The following is a 20,773-nucleotide window of genomic DNA, read 5'->3' as shown; positions in this document are numbered from 1 at the left end:
CTTTGTCCATGAACAGATACTGCTGTCCGAACGAACCCGGATCCGGGTTCGTTCGGACAGCAGTAGAGCAATATTCTTCAAAACAGCCGCCCCAGAGGCGGTTTTTTCATAGCTGGAGAATCTGGGGGGATGGAAGAACTGTTGATGGATGTGCCTGGCCTGTGATTTCTGAGTTTTGAGGCACTTATTGATGGTTTCTGATCTGAGTTTTGAGCGGATTGGGAGCTATCATCTGCTGGATTGCCACGCTGCAGCGCTGATCCGTTCCAGGAAGAGGAAGCGGCGCATATTGTAGAGGATGTTGGCCAGCCCGACCCTCATGGTGGCCCGCGTTATGCCTACAGTTCGGACGAACAGTCCTGTTTGCGATTTCTGATCGGCAAAAACATGCTTGACACGCGACCGGATAACGGATTTTCCGGCGTTGGATCTCTGGATATGCCGGGGCATCGGCTTGAGATGCGGTTTTTTCCTGTGGACCTTCGAGACAAAGCCATGCTTTTCCATGAAGTCCTCATTGGCCGTTGAGCGGTAGGCCGTATCCGACCAGACCGTTGAGGCTGTATTGGCTCTATCCAGCAGGCCTTCGCGCAGTCTGGCGCCATCATGCGTCGTCTTCCATTTGCGAATCAGTCGAAATTTCCGTCGATGGAGACGTGGAATTTGTAGCCAAAGAACGGGATGGCGAGATCGCTGGACGGATGGTTCCATCCTCCTGCCGCTTTGCTTTGGTAAGTTTCAGCGTCCAGCGCGCATGACGATCTTTATGAGACAGCTTTGACAGCTTGTCCTTCCAGTCCTGCGGGATCCGTCCCTCCCGAAGATCCGCTTTCTCCGCGTTCGTATTGCGCTGCTTCGGAGCCGCGACCAGCGTAACATCCAGGATCTGGCCTGACATCGGCAAGATCACCGGCCTTCCTCAAAATAGCGTCAAAGCGATTGAACGGAATTTCAATGACCCCCACCTGTGTCAGACGTTCGCGGAACAGCCAGACCGTTTTGGCATCCGGCTCCCGATCCGAAAGCCCCGGACCAAGGAAACGCATAAAAGACAGGCGGTCATTGATCAGATATTCCGTCCGCTCATCAGACAAATTGTTCAACGTCTGGATCACCAGGATCTTGAACATCAGCGCCGGATCAAACGGAGGGCGCCCGCCTTTGCTTCCGTCTGAATACGCCTGAGCCCTGTTCAGATCCGGACGGAATACTTCAAAATCCACAGTCTGGGAAAACGCTTCGAGCTGATCGCCAAGCCAACTCAATCGCGCAAGCCACTCTGCAACAGCAAAGAAAACAGACGGGTTTGCGAACCCTCCAGATCCTTGTGCTGGCAGTACTGCCAGCTTGCCCATGTGTGACTGGCATCATGAGAAGTAACGTCAGGGACGAATACACTCTTCGGTTTCTCTTGGCCCATAGGGGGTCCATACGCGTATGCGACCCGGCAGACCTGCTTTACAGCAAACTACCGACTTCCGGACCTGATCTGGCCACCAATTGTCCGCGCATTTTCCGAATAGGCTTTCCCACCTCCCTTCCCGTTTTATCGACTTCCAAGCACAAACAAGACGAAACACGAGACCATCCCGGTTCGATATCGTCTCGATCCTGATCAATGTCGCGGGGATCCGCCTGGCCATCACTTATCTGAACGGCGTGCAGGCGGACATTCAGGTTTCTCAGGGCTTCATGGATCTTCCCGCGGGCGCAACCTGAGACTGGATTGCCATTATAGCTGATGCAACTCCGCCCACATAATTATGAAATATCCTCAAAATACAGTGTATGACTACTCTCAAAGCCTTATTTAGGCAAACAACCGCTACTGATCATATACCTAGAGCGCAGTATTCTCTTTTAAGTGATCTGAACTCTCACCTTTCTCAACCATTGAGCTGTCTCCTTAATGGAGGCAAACATGCCTTTTCCAGATAGTGCCCTCCCCATCAATCCCACGAAAGCTCCCGGCTCTCCAGATGAGCGGGAACACTTCGATCCATATCCGGATAAAAGTCCTATTACGGACGAACCTCCCGAAGAAGAACATCCTGGGAAGTCATATCCTCCAGAGAAGGAAGCGCCACCTTCCCCGCAAGGCGAGCCGCCCGCACTTCCCGATGGTCCTGAAAATCCAACCAATCAGGTTTGGAGTTTCTTTGAACCGCAACTCGTGGCGAGTATCTGATAATGCCCCACGAGCGAGCGCGAGGATCCTGCGAGGCTACTCCTTGCGCCGAAGACTGGGGGCGACACGACAGGAATAGTCGTGTCCTTCCGCTTATCAATACTGATCCTGTATCGTTGAGCAGGCAATTCCTATTTTGGCAAAAGCCAAGAATTGTGGCGATCCCCGTGTGTAATGAACAAGAACATATTATCCCCTGCCTTCTCGCCCTGGCGGCGCAGAAGCACCTTCCGCACAGGGTCGTTCTCTGGATCAACAACACAACCGACGAAACTGATAACCGGGCGCATTCTCTCGCCCACCGCCTGCCATTCAAACTGGAAACTGTGACGGTTTCCTATCCTCCTTCCATAGCGAGTGCCGGTCAGGCACGACGTGACGCCATGGCATATGTCGCCAAAACTGCGTCTTCTGATGCGATTCTTCTGACTACGGATGCCGATAGCGAAGTTGCAGGTGACTGGATTGATAGTATTCTCAAGGCTTTTATTCAGTACCCTGTTGAGGCAGTTTTTGGACGCGTTCTCCTTCTTCCTGAAGAATACAGAAAGATTCCTCCTCATCTTCACGAGGATGAAAAATTGGAGCGGGCATACGGTGCAATTTTGGACCAGATTGGACTTCTGGCCAACCCTGAACCGCATGACCCTTGGCCCCGGCATCTGGAACATTCAGGCGCCAGCATTGCCGTAACCCGTGAGGCTTGGAACAGGGTCGGCGGAATTCCGGGCGTTCCTTCAGGAGAGGATAGGGCATTCGCCAAGGTCCTGCGACAGAACGGCATTGCGGTTCGTCATGCCCCGCAAGTGAAGGTCTATGTCTCCGCACGTCTTCAGGGTCGCGCGCGTGGCGGAATGGCGGAAACTCTGGCGCGTCGCCTGATCGCCCAAGACGAATATATTGACGATGCCTTCGAACCTGTCTCCAGACGCCTGCTGAGACTTCGCAGAGAACGGACATACTGGCAGAGCCAATCTTCTTGCCTCGATATTTCCTATCCCGACCTTCCTGTAGTCTGCATCCGCAGAAATGATCTGCAGCAACATCATGAACGGGCCCTAAGGGTACTCAAGCGCCTTCGCCAGCTAAAACAGCGTTTACCGAAGAAGTTCCCGATCGAGACAGCCGGTCAATACGATATCCCTTTCCCTGCTCTGACAGCTCCGGAATCCAGTGTTTTTCACGACAGGCCCTGATGAAGTGCTCGGCCGCCTCATCACCCGTGCATGGCGTATCGGTCTGCCCTGTCCAATTTACGATCAGGATATGCCCTTCAGATTTCAGGCTCTCCATGACCATGTCCGCCAGTCGACGGATGTCTTTTGGAGAAAGGAAGTAAAGAAGCTCGGAAATAAGAACGAGGTCGCAGCCCGCGGCTTCCGCAACTGGATAATCCGCTGGCAGGAAAGCCGCCAGAAATCTGACGTATTTCTCCGCGCGACAGCGCTGTCTTGCAATAACAAGTGCACTTTCGGAGGCATCGACTGCCAAAATGCGTGGGCAGTGTTTTGAGAGTGCTAACGTTCCAACACCAATCGCACATCCGAGCTCCACGGCAAAAGAAACAGGAAAGGCAGGAAGACATTCCAGAACCCGTGCCAGCTTTCTTTGTTCATACGGACTTTTTTCAAAGCCCCACGGATCGGGATTATTCTGAAACAGACGCTCAAAGACTTCCGGTTTCCATGTCTCGTTACTCATGATGCAATGAAGATTTCATAGGGAAGCAGCATCTTTTCCATCAGATGTTCAGGAAGAACAAAACCGCTTGGGTCGTCGTCGACGACAAGCCCCCTCTGGCTGCGATGGGCCTGAATGGCCGCGCGTTTCCTGCCTAAAAACTTCCCTATATCAAGCCTCCATCCTGTGAGGAGATCCCCGTTGATCTCCATTTCGGGTGGTAGGGTCAGACCCCAGACGGGATAAGCCAGCAGCCTCAACTGCGGCACCAGAACCTTCAGCTTTTGCCCCATCAGCCAGACAGCCTCGTGATCGCAGTGAGGATCGCAGCGCCATGGCGTCAGAACCGTCTGGCACTCATAACGCTCAACAATCTCAACGAGGTCGTGAACGGCAGCTTCAAAACTGTCGCCTTGTGTTGGAACGGCTGAGTCCTGCAACCCCATAAAGAGCAGCCGGTCGGAAGAAAGCCCTAGTACTGTCGCGGCCTCCCGGCTTTCTTCCTGACGAAGCCGAGCCATCCGCCGGGGCGGCCATGTCACTGAATTACGATGCGACGCAGAGCCGTCGGACACAATCACCACCACTGGCGGGTTTCCGTTCTTCACCGAAGAGGCAATAAAGCCCCCGCAACCCAGACTCTCATCATCCGGATGCGGGGAGAGGACGAGCGCCGTTTCAGGTGCGATCGTCTCAAGGGGCGCTACCGGAAACTCCGCGAAATGTCGAAGCACATCCCGGACTTTCATGAGCAATCCTCCGGCCAGTCATGCATGACAAACCATGCCGCACTTTCGGTCAACGCCTCGTCCGGGGCGGGCTGGCGCAGATAAGTCGCCAGATCCCGCATGACCTGCTCGACCGCTCGCCCTCTTACAAAGGCCGAAAGGCCCAGACCGCGCTGCACCAGCGTAATCATTTCCAGGGCCGCGCGCTCAACGGCCAACCGCGCCAGATTGACAGTCGCTGTGACCTCCTCAGGGGGCATCTCCGGACAAGCACACGCAGCATGAGCGGCCTGCCTGACCCAGAGGGAGGCCGTCTTTTGAAGGATCATCGCGTCACCAATCCGGCAGAGCTGATGCGGGTTGTGGGCCCGCTTCCGGGCCAGAAGTTCTTCCCTCAGCAAATCGACCAACCGGTCCATAGCGCCAAGCGCGACGGCCGATCCGCGCCATGCTCCCGTAGAAAACTCAGGCTGCCGCAGATAATCTCCCGCCGCCCCCAGAATATCCTGAGCAGAAACCGTCAGCCCGGTAAAATCATAAGCACCCGTTCCGCTTGCCTGCATCCCGGTCAGCTTGCCCGGACCTGGCCGTCTGCGAGCGGCATCCGTAGTCGGCACGAGGAGCATGACCGACTCTTCCTGCTCGATCGTTGCCGTGATCAGCGCAAGACCAACCTCATTGACGCCGCTGGCAAATCCCTTGATCCCGGAGAGCCTATAGAGGCCTCCTTCCTTCCGTATGGTCACAGGAGGGTCCCCGTCTGTGACCCATATCCCGGCCAAAATTCCTTTTTTCGATGTTGTGGCCAACGTGTGACGCTGCTCTTGCGTGCCATACAGCCCCACGAGACGAACAACATTCACATGTCCTTCAAGACACCGTCCCAACGATAAGCTTAAATAACCCGTCCGCCGCAGAAGCAACGAAAGAAGATCTCCACTGTCGGAAGAAGAAACCAGCCCAAACCCTCCTTCTTCCAACGGAAGGAGTGCATCCAAGGCACCAATCTCTCTCAGAGATCTCAGGAGGTCGGACGGAAACAGATTTTCTTCTGACGTGAAGGGTCTGACTTTCCAGTCTGCGAACAGATGCATCAGTCTGGCCTTAAAGGCAGAATCTTTCCCGTCGGCCCCTCCATGACCAGAATTTGACATGTCCTGTAGCCCTTCCGCGCAGCCCGATATGGGAAACGTCCAGAAGTCGATCAGGGATCCTCGTGAAAATAATATCGCCGGTCACTATTCTGCGCGAATAAGGCAGACGCATCACCCTGAGATGCACGCCATCTCATGCCCCCTCAGAGGAAGGCGAATGCGTCTCCGGCATGCCCCATGCAAACAGGCAGGCTACAGCAGCCGCTGTCAGTCCCAAGACCACGAATGTCGTGTTGAACCCGTAGCCTGATGCCAGAGCGCCACCTGCGAGATTGGAAAGTAGCGCCCCGATCGTTCCCAGCGCCAGTCCCAGTCCGATGAGAAGATTGCTTCGTCCGCTTCCAGAAGCAATGTCCGAAAGGATAGCATAGAACAGCACCAGAATGATGCCAGACGAAAGCCCGTCGAGGATCTGGACCAGAGTCAGCGTCGGCCAGCCTGCGCTCAGGACCACAAGACCGTCCCGAATAGGTTGCAGGACCAGCGCGAAAACAAACAGCGGTTTGCGCGGCCATTGAGGCGCCTTTTTGCCCACGAAAAAGGCCACAGGTGCCATGGTGATCTGGGCCACGACGATACAAATGGCCGTCACGATTGCCGGATCGCCCAGATGGAAAAAAGCATAACGCTCGATCATCAGCGGGACCACGGCGCCATTGGCGACATTGAACAACAGATAGGTCACCAGAAAGACGAGCAGTCGAGGTTCGGAAAGCAGCTTACAGACAGCCCCCAGGGTCTGGCGTATTGAGGCGGCATCCCGTGGCTGTTCCGAGGGGGCATCGGCCCTGGCCGAAAACCCTCCAATCATAAAAAGACTGGCCGCCGCGAGTCCTCCCACACCCCAAAGAGGAGCCACCGGGCCCATCATCCTGCCCAGCAGACTCATCACAAAACCGGACGACGCATTGCCCAGATGATTGAAGGACTCATTACGGCCCATGCGCTCAATATAGCCTTTGGCCCCCACTGTATGATGGCTGATGGCGGCAAGGATGGGTGTAAAGAGCGCGCCTGCCCCGCCCGCGATGAAATGCGCCAGAACAATCGGGTAAAACAGCGGTGCCCAGGCCATCACAGTGACGGACATGAATGTCACGGCACAGCACACCGCGAGCATCAGACGGCGGCGCGGAAAAATATCCAGAGCCCACCCACCTGCGAACCGTGCCAGAACAGCTCCAAGACCGCCCGCAGCAATCGCCGCACCAATCCGGTTTGAAGGCCAGCTCTGTATCGTCAGAAACGCTGTCAGGAAGTTTCCCAGATTGTCCTGAACATCCGCCAGAAGAAAGCTCAGTCCGTCGAGGGCCAAATCATCCCTTTGGTGCCGTGTCTGTTCTTTGTTTTTCGTCACCGCAATTCCCGTCAAGATCTTTTCAGAAGCCGGACAGACGTCGAAACTCTGCCGCTTCACTACTGAACGGCCAGATCACGGTCGTGTTACGAAAATGTCTTAAGAAATCATCTTTTCCGCCGTGCCCCGCGGCCTTTCGTGGTTCCTTTCGCATGACGGGTGATCTGTGCCCGGAATTATTGGGGTTGCGGTGAAACTTGACGCCGCTGCGCCTCTTACAATCCAACAAACCTGAAGAAATAGCGCTGAACGGAGCGATTTTCGATGCCTGACATGCTCGCCTCCAGCTCCTGCCGTCTCCGGATCAACGGAGAGCCCTATGTTGATGAAATCCCGGCCTGTGTGACGTTACTGGACCTCCTTCGGGAGCGTTTGGACCTTACAGGAACGAAGAAAGGCTGCGATCACGGCCAGTGTGGGGCCTGCACCGTACTCGTAGATGGCAAACGGGTGAAAAGTTGCCTCATTCTGGCTGTCTCAATCCCTGGCGCCGAGGTGACGACGATTGAGGGCTTGGGCCGGGACGGCAAAATACATCCAATGCAACAGGCATTTATCGACCGAGATGCCTTTCAGTGCGGATACTGCACACCAGGACAGATTATGTCAGCGGTGGCACTTCTGGAAGAAGGGCATGTCCACACTCGCGAGGAAATCCGCGAATTCATGAGCGGCAATCTCTGCCGTTGCGGCGCCTATAATGGCATTATAGATGCCATCGAGCAGGTTGTTGCCCAGCAGCAGCAAGACAGGGCTGGAGAAGCCGCATGAGACAGTTCTCCTATTCCCGCCCCGACACACTTGACGCAGCGCAACGTATCCCAGAGCACACGCGTTACCTCGCAGGAGGCACCAACCTCATCGACCTCATGAAATCGGACGTCGAACGCCCCAAGCATGTCGTTGATCTCAATGCCCTGTCCATGAGCCAGATCGAGGAACGCCCTGATGGCGGTCTGCGCCTCGGTGCCCTCGCCACCAATGCCGACACCGCAGCCCATCCGCTTGTCAGCGAGCGCTATCCCCTTCTTGCCTCCGCCATTCTGGCCGGTGCAAGCCCTCAGATCCGTAACAGGGCCACCAATGGTGGCAACCTGAACCAGCGCACGCGGTGTCACTATTTCTATGACCCGGATATGGCGTGCAACAAGCGCTCCCCCGGTACGGGATGTTCCGCCAAAGGCGGACGCAACCGGATCATGGCCATCCTCGGCACCAGCGAATCCTGTATCGCCACGTTCCCGTCAGACATGTGCGTGGCCCTTGCAGCCCTGAACGCAACGGTCAATCTCACTGGCCCTGAAGGCGAGCGCACTGTTCTCCTGCGTGACTATCACCGCCTCCCACAAGACACACCCTGGCAGGACAACATCCTGCGCACCGGTGAAATCGTCACGTCCATTGATCTGCCGCCACTCAGCTTCGCTTCCCATCACACCTACCTCAAGATCCGCGACCGACAGTCTTTCGCCTTTGCGATCGTGTCCGTCGCAGCCGGCCTGCAAATGGAAGACAATACGATCCGCAAGGCTTTCATCGCCATGGGTGGCGTCGGCACAAAACCCTGGTGCGTCCCGGAAGCCGAAGCGCTCCTTGAGGGGAAAACGCCTTCTCTTTCCCTGTTTTACGGCGTCGCCGAGCGCCTTTTGCAAGGTGCAGTCACCGACCGCGATAACGCCGCCAAGCTGAAGCTGGCTCCCCGCGTAATTATCAGGGCCCTGTCGCAGGCCGCCGCTGGCACGCCCCAGTCCCAGACGCAAAAGAACATCTTCTGAAAGAACCTGGGTATGACTCTCCATTCAGTAAAAATTGGACAACCCATTTCCCGGATTGATGGCCTCGCCAAGGTAACGGGACAGGCCCGCTATGCCGCCGAGCCGCATCCTGCCGGCATGCTGTATGGCTTCATCGTCAACAGCGCCATCGCGCGCGGTCGGATCGAAGCAATCCAGGAAGAGGCAGCCCGATCGGTACCCGGTGTGGTGGAGATCATGACGCATCTTAACCGCCCACGCACTGCGCTTTTTGAAAAATCGTATGTCGACGGTCTGGGCGTCCCCGGCTCTCCTTACAGGCCGCTTCATGAGGCGGAAATAAACTTCAGCGGCCAGCCCGTTGCCGTCGTCCTCGCGGAAACATTCGAAGCTGCCCGTGAAGCGGCCATGCTTCTCGAAGTAGATTACGAGCGCTGGCCACATAACGCGGATTTCGAGGCCTCCCTGCATCAGAAATACATGCCAGACAAAACCCGCAGCAATTACGTGCCGCCCAAGTCACGCGGAAATGCTGCCGAAGCCTATGCTCTCAGCCCCATCAAGGTCGAAGGGCGCTACCACCTCGCCCCCGAGCATCACAACCCCATGGAGATGCACGCCACGACCGTTATCGTCGAGGAGGACGGCACCTTCACGGTCTGGGACAAGACACAGGGCCCGCAATCTGTACAAACCTACCTGACAAGCGCCCTGTCCCTTTCAAAAGATCAGATCCGTGTGCTCAATCCCTATGTCGGGGGGGCATTCGGCTCGGGCCTGCGCGCTCAGCACAATGTTTTTCTCGCAGTTCTCGCTGCGAAAATGCTGGATCGTTCGGTCCGTGTCACCCTGACGCGCCAACAGATGTTCACCCATGTCTTCCGCCCGGAAGCCGTTATGGATATCGCCCTTGGTGCCCAGCCGGACGGCACATTGCAGTCCATGATCGTCAATGGCGTGACGGACACATCACGCTTTGAGCACAACATGGAAAATCTCGTGATCTGGGGCCTGATCAACTACAAATGCCCCAACGCTATGGCCGATTACAAGGTGGCCCCGCGTGACACCTATACTTCCAGCGACATGCGTGCCCCCGGAGCCGCCACAGGCGTCAATCTCTTTGAAATGGCCATCGACGAAATGGCCTATGCCTGCAACATGGATCCGCTGGCATTTCGTCTGCACAACTATTCCGATATCGACGCCATGCATGACATGCCGTTGACCAGCAAGGCATTGAAAAAGGCCATGCATGAGGGCGCAGAGTGCTTTGGCTGGCAAAACCGACCAATGGCACCGAAAAGCATGCGGGAAGGCAGGGAACTGATCGGCTGGGGCATGGCAACAGGTATCTGGGACGCAATGTTCTCCCCCACATCGGCCCGCGCCACACTGACTGGCGATGGACGTCTGCATATCGCAACCGCCGCCTCCGACATCGGAACCGGGACCTACACAATCCTGGCCCAGACGGCGTCTGAAGCATTCGGTATCCCCATCGAGATGATTGATATCGAACTTGGCGATTCAACTCTTCCGGAATGTCCGACTGAGGGTGGTTCATGGACAGCCGCCTCAGCTGGAGCTGCGGTCTGGCTTGCCTGTCAGAGCCTGCGCGAAAAGCTTTTCAAAGTGCTGGGGAAAAGCGGAAACATCTCCGTCTGGCTGACAGAAGGGTTGTCGAACAACACTACAGTTCTGCAGGACGGGTTCCTCCAAGGTGCGGACGGGAACGAGACCCTAAGGTTGCCCCTGTCCGAAGCGATGTCTCTAACGGGACAGGAAAAGCTTGAAGTCGAAGAAACCGCGAAGCCGGGGCTTCGTGGGACCATCAGCCAGATGAGAAAGGCCCGTTTCACCCACAGCGCCGTTTTCTGCGAAGTCCGCGTGGATGAGGAACTCGGTATCGTGCGTGTGAAGCGGCTGGTCAACGCTGTTGCAGCCGGCCGCATCATGAACCCCAAGACGGCTGCCAGTCAGGTCAGAGGTGCGATGGTTATGGCGACCGGCATGGCGCTTCATGAAGAGTCCCTGATGGACGAACGCGTGGGGCGCTTCATGAACCACAGTTTTGCCGAGTATCACATCCCCTCCCATGCCGACATTCCGGACATGGATGTCATTTTTGTCGAGGAACAGGATCAGGAAGTCAGCCCGCTCGGGGTCAAGGGCGTAGGGGAAATTGGCATGTGCGGTACGGCGGCAGCCATTGCCAATGCAATCTTCCATGCAACGGGTCAACGCCATCGCAATCTGCCGATTATGTCGGGAAACTGAGCCTCGAAGCTTCTTGGGCCTGAACAGGCCAAAGAAGCTGGTACCAACAGCCAGGAATCGGCCATCGATTTATTATAGCACAAATCACGTAAAGTGTTTGCCCGGCTACGAGAGGCCTGTCTTAGCTCGCCAGATAAATATAGGCTGCCACAAATTCCAGCCGCGCCTAACATCACCTCATCAGTGCATCTTTCCCCAGATCGGCAACTATCTGGGGATCACCCCAACAGTCGAGGCAGTTTGTAGCGGGATATAACATCGTCTGTTCAAGGATTATCTCTACCCAAAATTACGAATGGTGCTCGTTAATTTTTTCAATCGTCCTGAGATGCGTACCTCTCTCTTATGATTTGCTATTTTTATTCTGAATTCTGGGACAGATGCGCTCGTAGCGCGTCGATGAAAACGCGGATCCTTGAGGAGAGGCTTCGGTGCGCTGCATAGACAGCATGGGCTTCTACGGTTTCTGTCGTGAATGTTGGAAGAAGCCGTATCAGGGTGCCACGCTCAATGGCAGGTCGCGCGAGAAAATCTGGCAACCGCCCGATCCCGGCGCCATGTTCAAGCAACACCTGTAAAACGGCAGGCTCCGGCACGACGGACCCGTCAGGGACAGAGACTCTATGTTCGCGTTTCTGCATATCTTGGAAACGCCATATCGCAGGTTGGGCTGTCCACCCGAAAAGTACGTGACTGGCTAGATCTGCGGGCGTATCGGGTGCTCCCCGTTGAGCAAGATAGGCGGGGCTGGCACATGGCCATAACGCAATCTGACCAAGCTTGCAGGCGATCAGGTCCGAGTTCGGCATCGTACCGATACGAATTGCGACGTCCACATCTTCCCGAGCAATATCCACAAGGCGGTTTTCAGTATCGAAATGCACATGCATTTCGGGGAAGCGTTTGAGGAAATCAGGAAGCATAGGTGCTACCAGTCCAAGCGCAAAGGTCATTGCGGCATTGATCCGCAAGACCCCGCGAGGCTGTCCCGTTACATTATCAAGCGCCGCTTTCGCCTCATTCAAATCGTCCATAACACGACGCGCATAGGGCAGAAGCATCCGCCCCGCTTCCGTCAACCGGAGAGCCTGCGGGCTACGTTCAAACAGCTTTGCTCCAATGACGTTTTCAAGACGAAGGAGCGCCCGGCTGAGGGATGATTTTGAGGTACCCGTTGCACGCGCTGCCCCACTGAGGCTCGTGGCGTCCGCGATATGGACAAAGCAACCGAGATCATCAGAATTCATTGAAATCCGTTCCATAAGTGGGACGTGATGTCTACGATAAGATGGCTGCGTTTCACAGAAGGAACGGCCTATCCTTTGATTTCAATGAGGAAACGGATATGCCAAAGCCAATTATTCTGATCACAGGCGCCACTGGACAACAGGGAGGTGCTACAATCCGCGAGATGATGCGTCGCGCAGAACGGTGGCATATCCGGGCACTGGTTCGGGACCTTCAGGCGCCAAAAGCGATGGTCCTGGCAAAACTTGGTGTGGAACTGATGCAAGGCAATCTTGATCACGAGCACTCTCTTCGAACAGCGCTACGCGGGGTTCATGGGGTGCTGTCCGTCCAGTCTCCCATGAAAATCGGGCCTGCCGGGGAGGAGCGCCAGGGCAAATTACTGGCAACGCTGGCAGCGCAAAATGGTGTCCGCCATTTCGTACAGTGTTCCGCCGGCGGAGCAGAGCGCAGAAGTGGAGTACCTCATTTCGAAAGCAAGTGGGCCATTGAGAAACATATTGCGGCACTGGGCCTGACGGCTACCATTCTTCGACCCGCGGCTTTCATGGAGAATTTTTCCATCTTTATGTTCCGCACCACAATGCTCTCAATGATGAAAACCTATCTGGCTCCCGAACAGTCCATGCAGCTTGTTTCGGTCAGAGATGTCGGGTGGTTCGCAGCTGAAGCTTTTGAGAAAACCGACATTTTTGCAGGTCGTCGTATCGAACTGGCGGGCGATAACGTCACCTTGCAATCTGCGTCCTCCATTCTCAGGCGCTCGGGTCTGCGCCCTGCAGTGTCCTTCAAAATCCCAACTCAGCTTTGCGCACGGCTACCAGAAGACTTCCGCCTCATGTTCGAATGGATTGCACGCGACGGATTTCACGCCAACATTCCTGACCTCCGTCATGAGCATCCGGCCCTCCTGACTTTGCGAGACTGGACGCAAAATTAGGTTTCTGGCGTGGTAGCTATCGCTTTTCTGCCGACAGGCAACGGCAAAACTCCTTTTTTACCGTGATAAATCCAAGACCTAATCTTCAAAGCCAGAACATGACGGTTACAGCGAGGCAGATGGCGCACAAGAAGCCGGTCGGACGTCGTAGCGGGTTGCGACCCGCCGCCATTCCTTGAGCCTTCTGAACATGATCTCGATGCGGTTGCGGCGTTTGTATTTCCGCCTATCGTGTTTGACGGGTTTTCGCGGGATTTCCCGTCTTGGAATGCAGGGCTTTATCCCTTCCTCTTCCAGAGCGTCCCTGAACCAGGTGGCGTCATTACCCCGTTCTCCCAGCAAGGCAGCGGCACCGGTATAATCACTGATCTGCCCTGCTGTCATGAAGAGGCTCAGCGGTCGTCCGTTCTGATCGGTGATCGCATGCAGCTTCGTGTTCATGCCGCCTTTGTCCGTCCGATCACTCGCCCTGGATCCCATTTTTCAACGGCAGGCTCGAAGCCGTGGAATGCGGCTTGAGATACGTCACATCCAACATAATAGTCTGGGGCTCTGCCTCGCCAGTAGCCAGGCCATCCATCATGCGGGCGAAGATCCCCATGACGCTCCAGCGGTTGTACAGCGTCTTATGTGGACCGTACTACCGGGGCGCAGATGCTCCATCTGTTCATCCGTCAGGAAGCCTAGCCTAACGTGAGGATATTACCACTGGCCGCGTCAACGCCAATAGTCCCTCTGGCCCGCGGGTCACGCCATACCCACTTCCCCCTGCGCCTCCGAAAGGCAGTCTTGGATCTGCAGTGGGTACGATCAGGTCGTTGATGCACACCGAGCCCGAGCGAAGCCGTCGTGCCAGCATTGCCGCCGCAGGTGCCGGACCAAAAATACTCGCCCCCAGTGCGTAGGACATCCCCTTCTCCAGCGTCGTGGCGACCTCGATATCCGAAACGCCCGTCAGCGCCAGCCAGGGCATGAAAATGTCCGTATTCAAGAGGCCATGCAGCCCCTCCACCTGCGTGAATATGCTCACATCCCCCACCATCTCCACACGGCCACCCGCAGCTTCGATCCGCTCCTTCAGTGCCGCAAGCCGCGCTTGACCAGCACTATCGCAGGACAGAGGCGGTTTTTGAGCCAGCGTGGACCTCAGCAATGCCAAAAGGGCCGCCTTGTCCTCGTTGCGGATAAAAACCCGATGCGGCGCAATACATGTCGCGCCGTTATTCAAACGGACCCCATAAGCAAGCCGACGAGCGACATGAGCCAGATCAGCGCCCGGCAGCACAAAAACCGGGTCCACGCCTGACAGCTCCATGATCGTCGGCGTCAGCGTCCTGGCGGCATCCTGAAGCACTTGCCGCCCCGTCTGCGCCGATCCAGTTAGGATAATCAGGTCAAAACCCGCGGCTACCGCTTCACGGCCTGAATCGGTCGGCAAAATCGTACATACCGATTGGGGGAAACCAGCCTGAGCCAGAAGACCCACCAGAAGACGGGCCGCCGCTTCTCCACCCGGGGCCGGCTTCAGAGCCACCACATTACCCGCCACCAAAGCCTGCAAAAGCTGGATGCCGGGTAACATCAGCGGATAATTCCCCGGCGCCAATATCAGAACTGCCCCGAAAGGTCGTCGCTCAACACGCGACGTCACTCCCGGCAGCCACAGCGGCCGGCCCCATACGTCCGCCTTGCGCGCGCTCAATACTTTCCCGGCATTCCGCTCAAGGAACCTGCACGCTGCCAGTAAAGGCAACAACTCGGTCGTCCACGTCTCAACCGCCGGACGCTGCGGATACAGATCCGGAAGTATCCGCCATCTGCGCCGTAGCAAGCAACGAAAACGTCGGACCAGACGCAGTCGTGCCACCATCGGAACCGCATCCCAATGCTCTGCCGCCTGTTTCAGCTGGGCGACAGCATCGTCGGACACCGTCATCTGTCCGATCCCCCTATTTCGTTCTCAAGGCTACGGAGAGCGCCGCATCCTGATTTCCAAGAGTAAACGCCGCATCGGCAAACCGGGGTGGTCCGAAATGCATCGGCGGACTGCGCGAAAAGCCCAGTGGCTCCTTGGGCATTCCCAGAAAATTCTGATCCAGCTTCTGGTTGCCATTGCGGTCCTGAAAGACCTGAACCGCATAAACTCCAGACGGGACATCTGCAAACGTCACGTTAACCTGCCCCGGCCGGGACGGTACGATCGCATGATACCCACAATCCGGCGCCAGAAACTCCGCCTTCGTACACACAGCCACGCGAATATTCCCGGTCGCATCAGGAATATTCGTCACTGCCACATTCAGCGCAGCAGCCTGCACGACGTCGGGTAACAGAAACAAAAACAGCATCAGAGGTAATTTCATCATACAGACCCCGGTGGATAGGACCGCCCCCGCCAGCGCGGCGCATGGCCAAGACATCTGCCAATCAACGCCTGCCACTGAAGCAGCAGCAGCAGTGCTGTTCCAAGGGGCGCCAGCACAACGGTGCCCCAGCCCTGCCGGAACCGGTACGAAATCAGCCCCCGTGTCAGAAGCGTCATCCCGGCCGCCAGCCGGGAGACCGGGGTTGCAGGCAGTACGAAGGGAAGAATCTGCGCTGCTCCCAGCAACACGCTCCAGACCGGGAGCCCCCGGGGCGTCGCCATGCCTTCCGTCGCGTTTTTCAGAAGCCCGTTCCAGACATCTGCCCCACGGCGGTACATCCGGCACGAGGCGAGATCCGTCGCATCAAACAACATTGTCTGAAACCCGTGCCCCCGGAACTGCCGCGCAAGGGCCAGCCCGTCATGCAGCCGGTTTCGGACGGCAGCATGCCCCCCGCTGGCCTGATAGGCCCTGCGTCTCACCAGAACGAGTTGCCCGCAGGCCGCGGCGAAAGCAGGCTTCCGGCCTGTATCGAATACCATCGGCAGATACCCTAGCAGCAGGACATGGATAAACGGCAGGAGCAGCCACTCCAGAAATGTCCGCGTCACCTGCCGTGGCACACCACTGAGAAACGAAACATCAGGCTGCTCCGCCATCAGGCCGGAAAGCCGCGCCAGCGCATCGGGCTGCAGCCGCACATCCGCATCAATAAACAGCATCAACCCGTACCGCGCAGCCTCCCCGAGCACCGCACAGGCATGCGTCTTACCGCACCACCCTTCCGGAAGATCGGGCGCCTGTAGCACGCGCAGCCGCGGATCATCGCAGGCCCGCAGAATCTCCAGTGTCCTGTCGCTCGAATGGTCATCGAGCACGATCAGTTCCAGTTCCACGCCCTGACTGGCCAGAACCGTGTCGATCGCCCCTTGGATGGTCTCTTCCTCATCCCGCGCCGGAATCAGCACGGAAATCGCCCCATGTCCGGATGCGTCTGGAAGCCTGCGCAACCTGCCCAGATTCAGCAATGTCATAACGAATGGCAGAAAAGCGGCGCCGAATGCCAGTTTCTCAAGCTTCCGGGTCATGGATCATGTCGTGGCTGAAAATTCTTCCGCCGCCCCCACTGTAGGGCTCTGCGCCCCATATCATAAAGGCCGCCGATCCCTGCCCGCCCCTGCACAAACGTCACAAAGCGCGATGCATCGCGCGTATACGCATCGCGCGCCAGCGCATCCATTGTCTCCCTCAGAGCCGCCTCCATGCGGGTCGTCACACAGCGCACCCGCTCCCCGTCACCCACAGGCACCGGGGAGCCAAATCTGAGCAGAAGCTCCGGCCGGTTCTCGTTCCAGAATGGATATTCGATCGCCAGAGGCACAAGCCGGACCGAAGGCACATGCCGCACCAGATGCGCAAACCCCGGCTGAAGCCGGACGGGCCGCACACGGCAATCGGCAAAGTCTCCCTGAGGGGTGATCCACAGGACATGCCCCTGCTGCAATACATCCCGCGTAACACGGACAAACTGCCGAAGCGACTGCGGATCATTGGGATTAACGGGGATAAGCCCGGCCTTTTCCAGCAGTGGATACCGGCGCAAGGCCGCCGCTTCCATCGGGCCATAGCCATGACAGTGCCCAAAAAAATGATGCTGCAACCATGCAAAAACCGCGGGATCCCACCACCCCGGATGGTTTGCACACACCACGAGAGGTCCGCGATAACGCAGTGCCTCTGCATCTCCCGACAGCCGGACAGCATTGAAACCGCGCTGAATCCCCCGGCGCATGCCCCGCGACACAAGTGCGGCCACCAGCGGGTGACGCCCTCCTGAAGCTGTCACGAGACGTCGGCTTCCGTCATGTCCTGATCGGCGCAGTCCGCCGCGATCCATCCCGACATCAGCGCCATCGGCATTCCCGCCCCGGGATGCGCAGAGCCGCCTGCAAGATACAGCCCCGGAACATCTGCTGAGCGGTTCGCAGGCTTAAATGCCCCGTTCAGACGCCCGTGACTCGCGAGACCATAAATTGCCCCGCGCAGCGTGGAATAACGTTCCTGAATATCGAGCGGCGTCAGATGATGTTCCACCCGGATCCGCTCCTCCAGATCAGGCATTCCTGCACAGCGCTTCAGCTTGTCGAGAATGACCTGCCGGTATCCCGGAAACATGTCCTGCCAGTTCTGACCACGGTGGATGTAAGGGGTGTGCACCAGAACATACAGCGCCTCGCCCCCTTCCGGTGCGACCCCGGGGTCGGTCCGTGACGGTGCCGCAAGATAGCAGGTCGGGTCCGGCGCAGGCACGCCCCGGCGATAGATGGCGTCGAATTCCTCTTCCGGATCGTCGGAAAAGACGAAGTCATGATGCGCCAGATGATCATAGGCACGATCCAGCCCCAGATAGAGCACCACACCCGAACACGCTGGTCTGCGCCGCTTCCACTGCCGCTCAAACCCTGCGGTTGGAACATGCGCCAACAACTCTCGCATCGTGCGCACACTGTCCATGTTGGAAACGATCGCATCTGCCTCCAGAACATCACCCTGCGCCGTCAGAACGCCACAGGCGCGCCCGGCCCGCGTCAGGATCCGCTGCACCCGAATTCCCGTCCTGAATTCGACACCGAGTTCCTCGCCAAGCCGGACCAGCGCTTCCGGAACGGCACGGGTGCCCCCCATCGGATACCAGACCCCGTCATGACTCTGCATATCGGCAATACCAAGCAGTACCGCTGGTGCCTGAAATGGATCAGAGCCCACATACTGCGTCAGATGATCCAGCATCTGCGCCACCTGCGGATTATGGATGCGCTTGCGGATTTCCCGCGCGAACGTGGAATCCATCCGCAGCCGCAGTACATCCTGCAACGTCGCAAGCGTGAACGACGTGCGCAGATCCATCGTATCCGCAATGCCACCGACGCTTTTCCAGAAGAAAAACCGTTCGGATGTCTCATGCAACTGACGGCTGGTTTCCATCAGGTCGCGATACCCGTCGCCATCCCCTGCACACAGGCTTTCCAGAACCTGCGCCATCCGCTCCGCATTTTCTTCCAGATCAAGCGTCTGCCCGTCCTCGAAAAAGCAGCGCCACTGCGGATCAAGCCGCCGCAGATCCAGCCGCTCGTGCATATCAACGCCCGCTTCGGCGAAAACACGCTCCAGCACACGCGGAACGGTCAGGATGGTCGGCCCCATATCGAAGCGGTAGCCCCCCTCCCGCCATTCCGCAGCCTTGCCCCCCAGCCAGTCATTGGCCTCAAGCACGGTCACTTTATGGCCACGCGCCGCCAGCGTGCAGGCCGCTGCAAGTCCGCCCAGCCCGGCTCCGATGATAATGACGGACGACTTCTGTTCAGGACGCGACATGGGTGGCCCCTTTCCGGGAACGCCGGTTGAAAAACGCAGAGCCCCTGCGGGGCGCAAGATCGCGGATCACCAGGTCGCTGCTGATCCGCGCGCCCTCGAAAATCACCGGAAGCCCGCTTCCCGGATGGGTTCCGCCGCCCGCCAGATAGACGCCCTGAATATCCTCGAAACGGTTGTGCGGCCGCCGGTGCAGCATCTGACCCAGATTATGCGCCAGATTGAAAACCGCCCCCTTGTGAACGTCGTAACGCTCTTCCCAGTCCATCGGCGTCAGGATCTTCTCAAAGCGGATCCGCTCCTCGATATTCGCAAAACCGGCCTTCTCCAGACGCGCCATCACGAGCTTGCGCGCCTGCGCCCGTGTTTCATCCGTCCAGTCCACACCCCCGTCACGCAGATGCCCGACCGGCATCAGGACATAGAGTGTAGAATGTCCCGCCGGTGCCTGCTCCGGATCGGTCACGCAGACATTCTGGATGTAGAGAGACGCCTCCTCGGACAGCATTTTCCCTGCTTCGATTTCAGCGAAGTTCCGGTCATAGGATTCTGACAGGAAAATCGTGTGGTGTCCCTTGTCCGGAACAGTTCCCTCAATTCCGAGATACATCATGAACGTCGAGCAGGAATATTTCTTCCGCTCGATGAACTTGTTCTTCCATCGGCGCCGTTTCCTATCCGGAACCAGCTTCGTCATCGCCCGCCCGAAATCGGCATTGATGACGATGGCATCCGCCCGTTCAGGCCCCTGATCCGTCAGCACCCCCGTTGCGCGCCCCTTGCGAGTCAGGATCTCACGTACGGGCGTATTCAGACGGATCGTAACCCCAAGCCGCTCTGCTGCCTGCCCCATGGCCTCCATGACGGCCATCGTGCCCCCGACGGGATGATAGATACCGTATTCATGTTCCATGAAACTCAGGATCGTGAACAGGCTCGGGCACCTGTAGGGCGACATGCCGAGATATTTGCTCTGGAATGAAAAGGCGAGCCGCGTCCTCGGATCGCGGAAATACCGGCTCAGGTCCCGGTCAACAGAACACAGCGGCCGCAGCTTGGGAAAAGCCCGCAGCATGTCCGGCTGCAACAGATCCAGCACACTGTTGAAAGGCCGCTGCAAAACAGGAATGAAGTTGCGGAACTTGGCGCGGTTATCGGCAATAAATTCCCGAATTTGTCCGGCATCCTGCACGTCAATCCGCGCAATCTCACGCTCCAGCACATCAATATCAGACGTAACCTTCAGGGACGGACCGTTTTCAAAAACCAGATCATAATTTTCATCGAGTTTCTTCAGGGTAATCGTGTCTTCCATCCGCAGCCCGCAGCGCGTGAAGATGTCCCGAAGGATCTGAGGATAAAGAAAAAAGGTCGGCCCGGTATCAAACCGAAACGCCCCGGCTCCGGTTTCGCCCTCAATGGCGGAAGATCTTCCCCCGAGCTTACTGTGCCGCTCATAGAGCGTCACGTCCGCACCTGCATGGGCCAGCAGCATTGCCGAAGCCAGGCCGCCTGGCCCGCCACCAACAATCGCAATCCGCCGATTGTGGAGAGAACCAGACTTTATAAGCGTTTTGACGATCGCATCGTTTTCCAAGTTTTGGTCTTTTCCACTCGAGACAGAATTTTTTCTAAAAACAGAGACGCGATGAAACGCTGTATTTTGCCTCTGCAAGAACTCGTCAGACGTCCGTTCGTTGCATGTC

At 57.2% G+C, this 20,773-nt stretch carries 17 protein-coding genes and 3 pseudogenes; 7 read left to right on the top strand and 13 right to left on the bottom strand.

Annotated features, from left to right (window positions below):
• Positions 1–228 precede the first annotated feature (228 nt).
• A pseudogene (locus tag A0U94_RS05165) lies at positions 229–1,355 on the bottom strand (IS5 family transposase).
• Between the two features lie 145 nt (positions 1,356–1,500).
• On the opposite strand from A0U94_RS05165, the gene A0U94_RS05160 reads away from it, so the two are divergent.
• From A0U94_RS05160 to A0U94_RS05150, 3 genes are all read left to right on the top strand, one after another.
• On the top strand, positions 1,501–1,719 hold the full coding sequence (locus A0U94_RS05160) for a hypothetical protein (RefSeq protein ID WP_077802658.1): 219 nt from the start codon (positions 1,501–1,503) through the stop codon (positions 1,717–1,719).
• A gap of 202 nt (positions 1,720–1,921) precedes the next feature.
• On the top strand, positions 1,922–2,188 hold the full coding sequence (locus tag A0U94_RS05155) for a hypothetical protein (protein ID WP_244178083.1): 267 nt from the start codon (positions 1,922–1,924) through the stop codon (positions 2,186–2,188).
• 152 nt (positions 2,189–2,340) lie between these two features.
• Entirely contained in the window at positions 2,341–3,384 is a 1,044-nt protein-coding gene (locus A0U94_RS05150; RefSeq protein WP_338030061.1) for a glycosyltransferase family 2 protein, read from the top strand.
• 73 nt (positions 3,385–3,457) lie between these two features.
• Here the strand turns inward: A0U94_RS05150 and A0U94_RS16060 are convergent.
• The 4 genes and pseudogenes from A0U94_RS16060 to A0U94_RS05130 form a co-directional block, all read right to left on the bottom strand.
• Positions 3,458–3,889, bottom strand: a pseudogene (locus tag A0U94_RS16060) (class I SAM-dependent DNA methyltransferase); the annotation flags it as partial.
• On the bottom strand, positions 3,886–4,617 hold the full coding sequence (locus tag A0U94_RS05140; RefSeq protein WP_077802655.1) for a PIG-L deacetylase family protein: 732 nt from the start codon (positions 4,615–4,617) through the stop codon (positions 3,886–3,888). The pseudogene A0U94_RS16060 and the gene A0U94_RS05140, both read right to left, overlap by 4 nt.
• Positions 4,614–5,750 carry an acyl-CoA dehydrogenase family protein gene (locus tag A0U94_RS05135; protein ID WP_077802654.1) on the bottom strand — a complete coding sequence of 379 codons (1,137 nt, stop codon included), beginning with the start codon at positions 5,748–5,750 and terminating at the stop codon, positions 4,614–4,616. The genes A0U94_RS05140 and A0U94_RS05135 overlap by 4 nt, the downstream gene beginning before the upstream one ends.
• Before the next feature lie 133 nt (positions 5,751–5,883).
• A complete protein-coding gene (locus A0U94_RS05130; protein ID WP_077803861.1) occupies positions 5,884–7,107 on the bottom strand; it encodes an MFS transporter in 1,224 nt (407 codons plus the stop codon).
• Positions 7,108–7,371: 264 nt separating this feature from the next.
• Between A0U94_RS05130 and A0U94_RS05125 the strand changes: the two genes are divergently transcribed.
• Genes A0U94_RS05125 through A0U94_RS05115 form a run of 3 tightly spaced genes read left to right on the top strand, consistent with a single transcriptional unit; the run spans position 7,372 to position 11,141 of the window.
• Positions 7,372–7,878 (top strand): (2Fe-2S)-binding protein, encoded by a 507-nt coding sequence (locus tag A0U94_RS05125; protein WP_077802653.1) that lies wholly within the window; start codon positions 7,372–7,374, stop codon positions 7,876–7,878.
• Complete coding sequence (locus A0U94_RS05120) at positions 7,875–8,882, top strand: FAD binding domain-containing protein (RefSeq protein ID WP_077802652.1); 1,008 nt, start codon at positions 7,875–7,877, stop codon at positions 8,880–8,882. Before A0U94_RS05125 ends, A0U94_RS05120 begins: the two co-directional genes overlap by 4 nt.
• 12 nt (positions 8,883–8,894) lie before the next feature.
• On the top strand, positions 8,895–11,141 hold the full coding sequence (locus tag A0U94_RS05115) for a xanthine dehydrogenase family protein molybdopterin-binding subunit (protein ID WP_077802651.1): 2,247 nt from the start codon (positions 8,895–8,897) through the stop codon (positions 11,139–11,141).
• A 359-nt stretch (positions 11,142–11,500) separates the two neighbouring features.
• On the opposite strand, the gene A0U94_RS05110 is transcribed toward A0U94_RS05115, so the two are convergent.
• Complete coding sequence (locus A0U94_RS05110; RefSeq protein WP_077802650.1) at positions 11,501–12,388, bottom strand: LysR family transcriptional regulator; 888 nt, start codon at positions 12,386–12,388, stop codon at positions 11,501–11,503.
• 17 nt (positions 12,389–12,405) lie between these two features.
• Here A0U94_RS05110 and A0U94_RS05105 point away from each other — a divergent pair, with 17 nt between their 5' ends.
• Positions 12,406–13,329, top strand: a complete 924-nt coding sequence (locus A0U94_RS05105) for an NmrA/HSCARG family protein (protein ID WP_244178081.1) — start codon at positions 12,406–12,408, stop codon at positions 13,327–13,329.
• Between the two features lie 85 nt (positions 13,330–13,414).
• Here A0U94_RS05105 and A0U94_RS16050 read toward each other — a convergent pair.
• The 7 genes and pseudogenes from A0U94_RS16050 to A0U94_RS05070 form a co-directional block, all read right to left on the bottom strand.
• A pseudogene (locus A0U94_RS16050) lies at positions 13,415–13,969 on the bottom strand (IS5 family transposase); the annotation flags it as partial.
• Positions 13,970–14,017: 48 nt separating this feature from the next.
• Entirely contained in the window at positions 14,018–15,265 is a 1,248-nt protein-coding gene (locus A0U94_RS05095; protein ID WP_077802649.1) for an aldehyde dehydrogenase family protein, read from the bottom strand.
• A 13-nt stretch (positions 15,266–15,278) separates the two neighbouring features.
• The gene (locus A0U94_RS05090) at positions 15,279–15,677 is read right to left on the bottom strand and encodes a DUF2141 domain-containing protein (RefSeq protein ID WP_244178080.1); all 399 of its coding nucleotides are present in this window, start codon (positions 15,675–15,677) and stop codon (positions 15,279–15,281) included.
• A gap of 14 nt (positions 15,678–15,691) precedes the next feature.
• Positions 15,692–16,783, bottom strand: coding sequence for a glycosyltransferase family 2 protein (locus A0U94_RS05085; RefSeq protein ID WP_077802648.1), 1,092 nt, complete (start codon positions 16,781–16,783; stop codon positions 15,692–15,694).
• Entirely contained in the window at positions 16,780–17,541 is a 762-nt protein-coding gene (locus A0U94_RS05080) for a lysophospholipid acyltransferase family protein (RefSeq protein ID WP_244178079.1), read from the bottom strand. Before A0U94_RS05080 ends, A0U94_RS05085 begins: the two co-directional genes overlap by 4 nt.
• On the bottom strand, positions 17,538–19,070 hold the full coding sequence (locus tag A0U94_RS05075; RefSeq protein WP_077802647.1) for a phytoene desaturase family protein: 1,533 nt from the start codon (positions 19,068–19,070) through the stop codon (positions 17,538–17,540). Before A0U94_RS05075 ends, A0U94_RS05080 begins: the two co-directional genes overlap by 4 nt.
• The gene (locus tag A0U94_RS05070; protein ID WP_077802646.1) at positions 19,057–20,664 is read right to left on the bottom strand and encodes a phytoene desaturase family protein; all 1,608 of its coding nucleotides are present in this window, start codon (positions 20,662–20,664) and stop codon (positions 19,057–19,059) included. The genes A0U94_RS05075 and A0U94_RS05070 overlap by 14 nt, the downstream gene beginning before the upstream one ends.
• Positions 20,665–20,773 lie beyond the last annotated feature (109 nt).

The organism is Gluconobacter albidus, from assembly GCF_002005485.1.
In the GTDB taxonomy this organism is placed as follows: domain Bacteria; phylum Pseudomonadota; class Alphaproteobacteria; order Acetobacterales; family Acetobacteraceae; genus Gluconobacter; species Gluconobacter albidus.
Note: the sequence above shows the minus strand (reverse complement) of the source record. Positions and strands in the feature narration are given on the sequence as shown.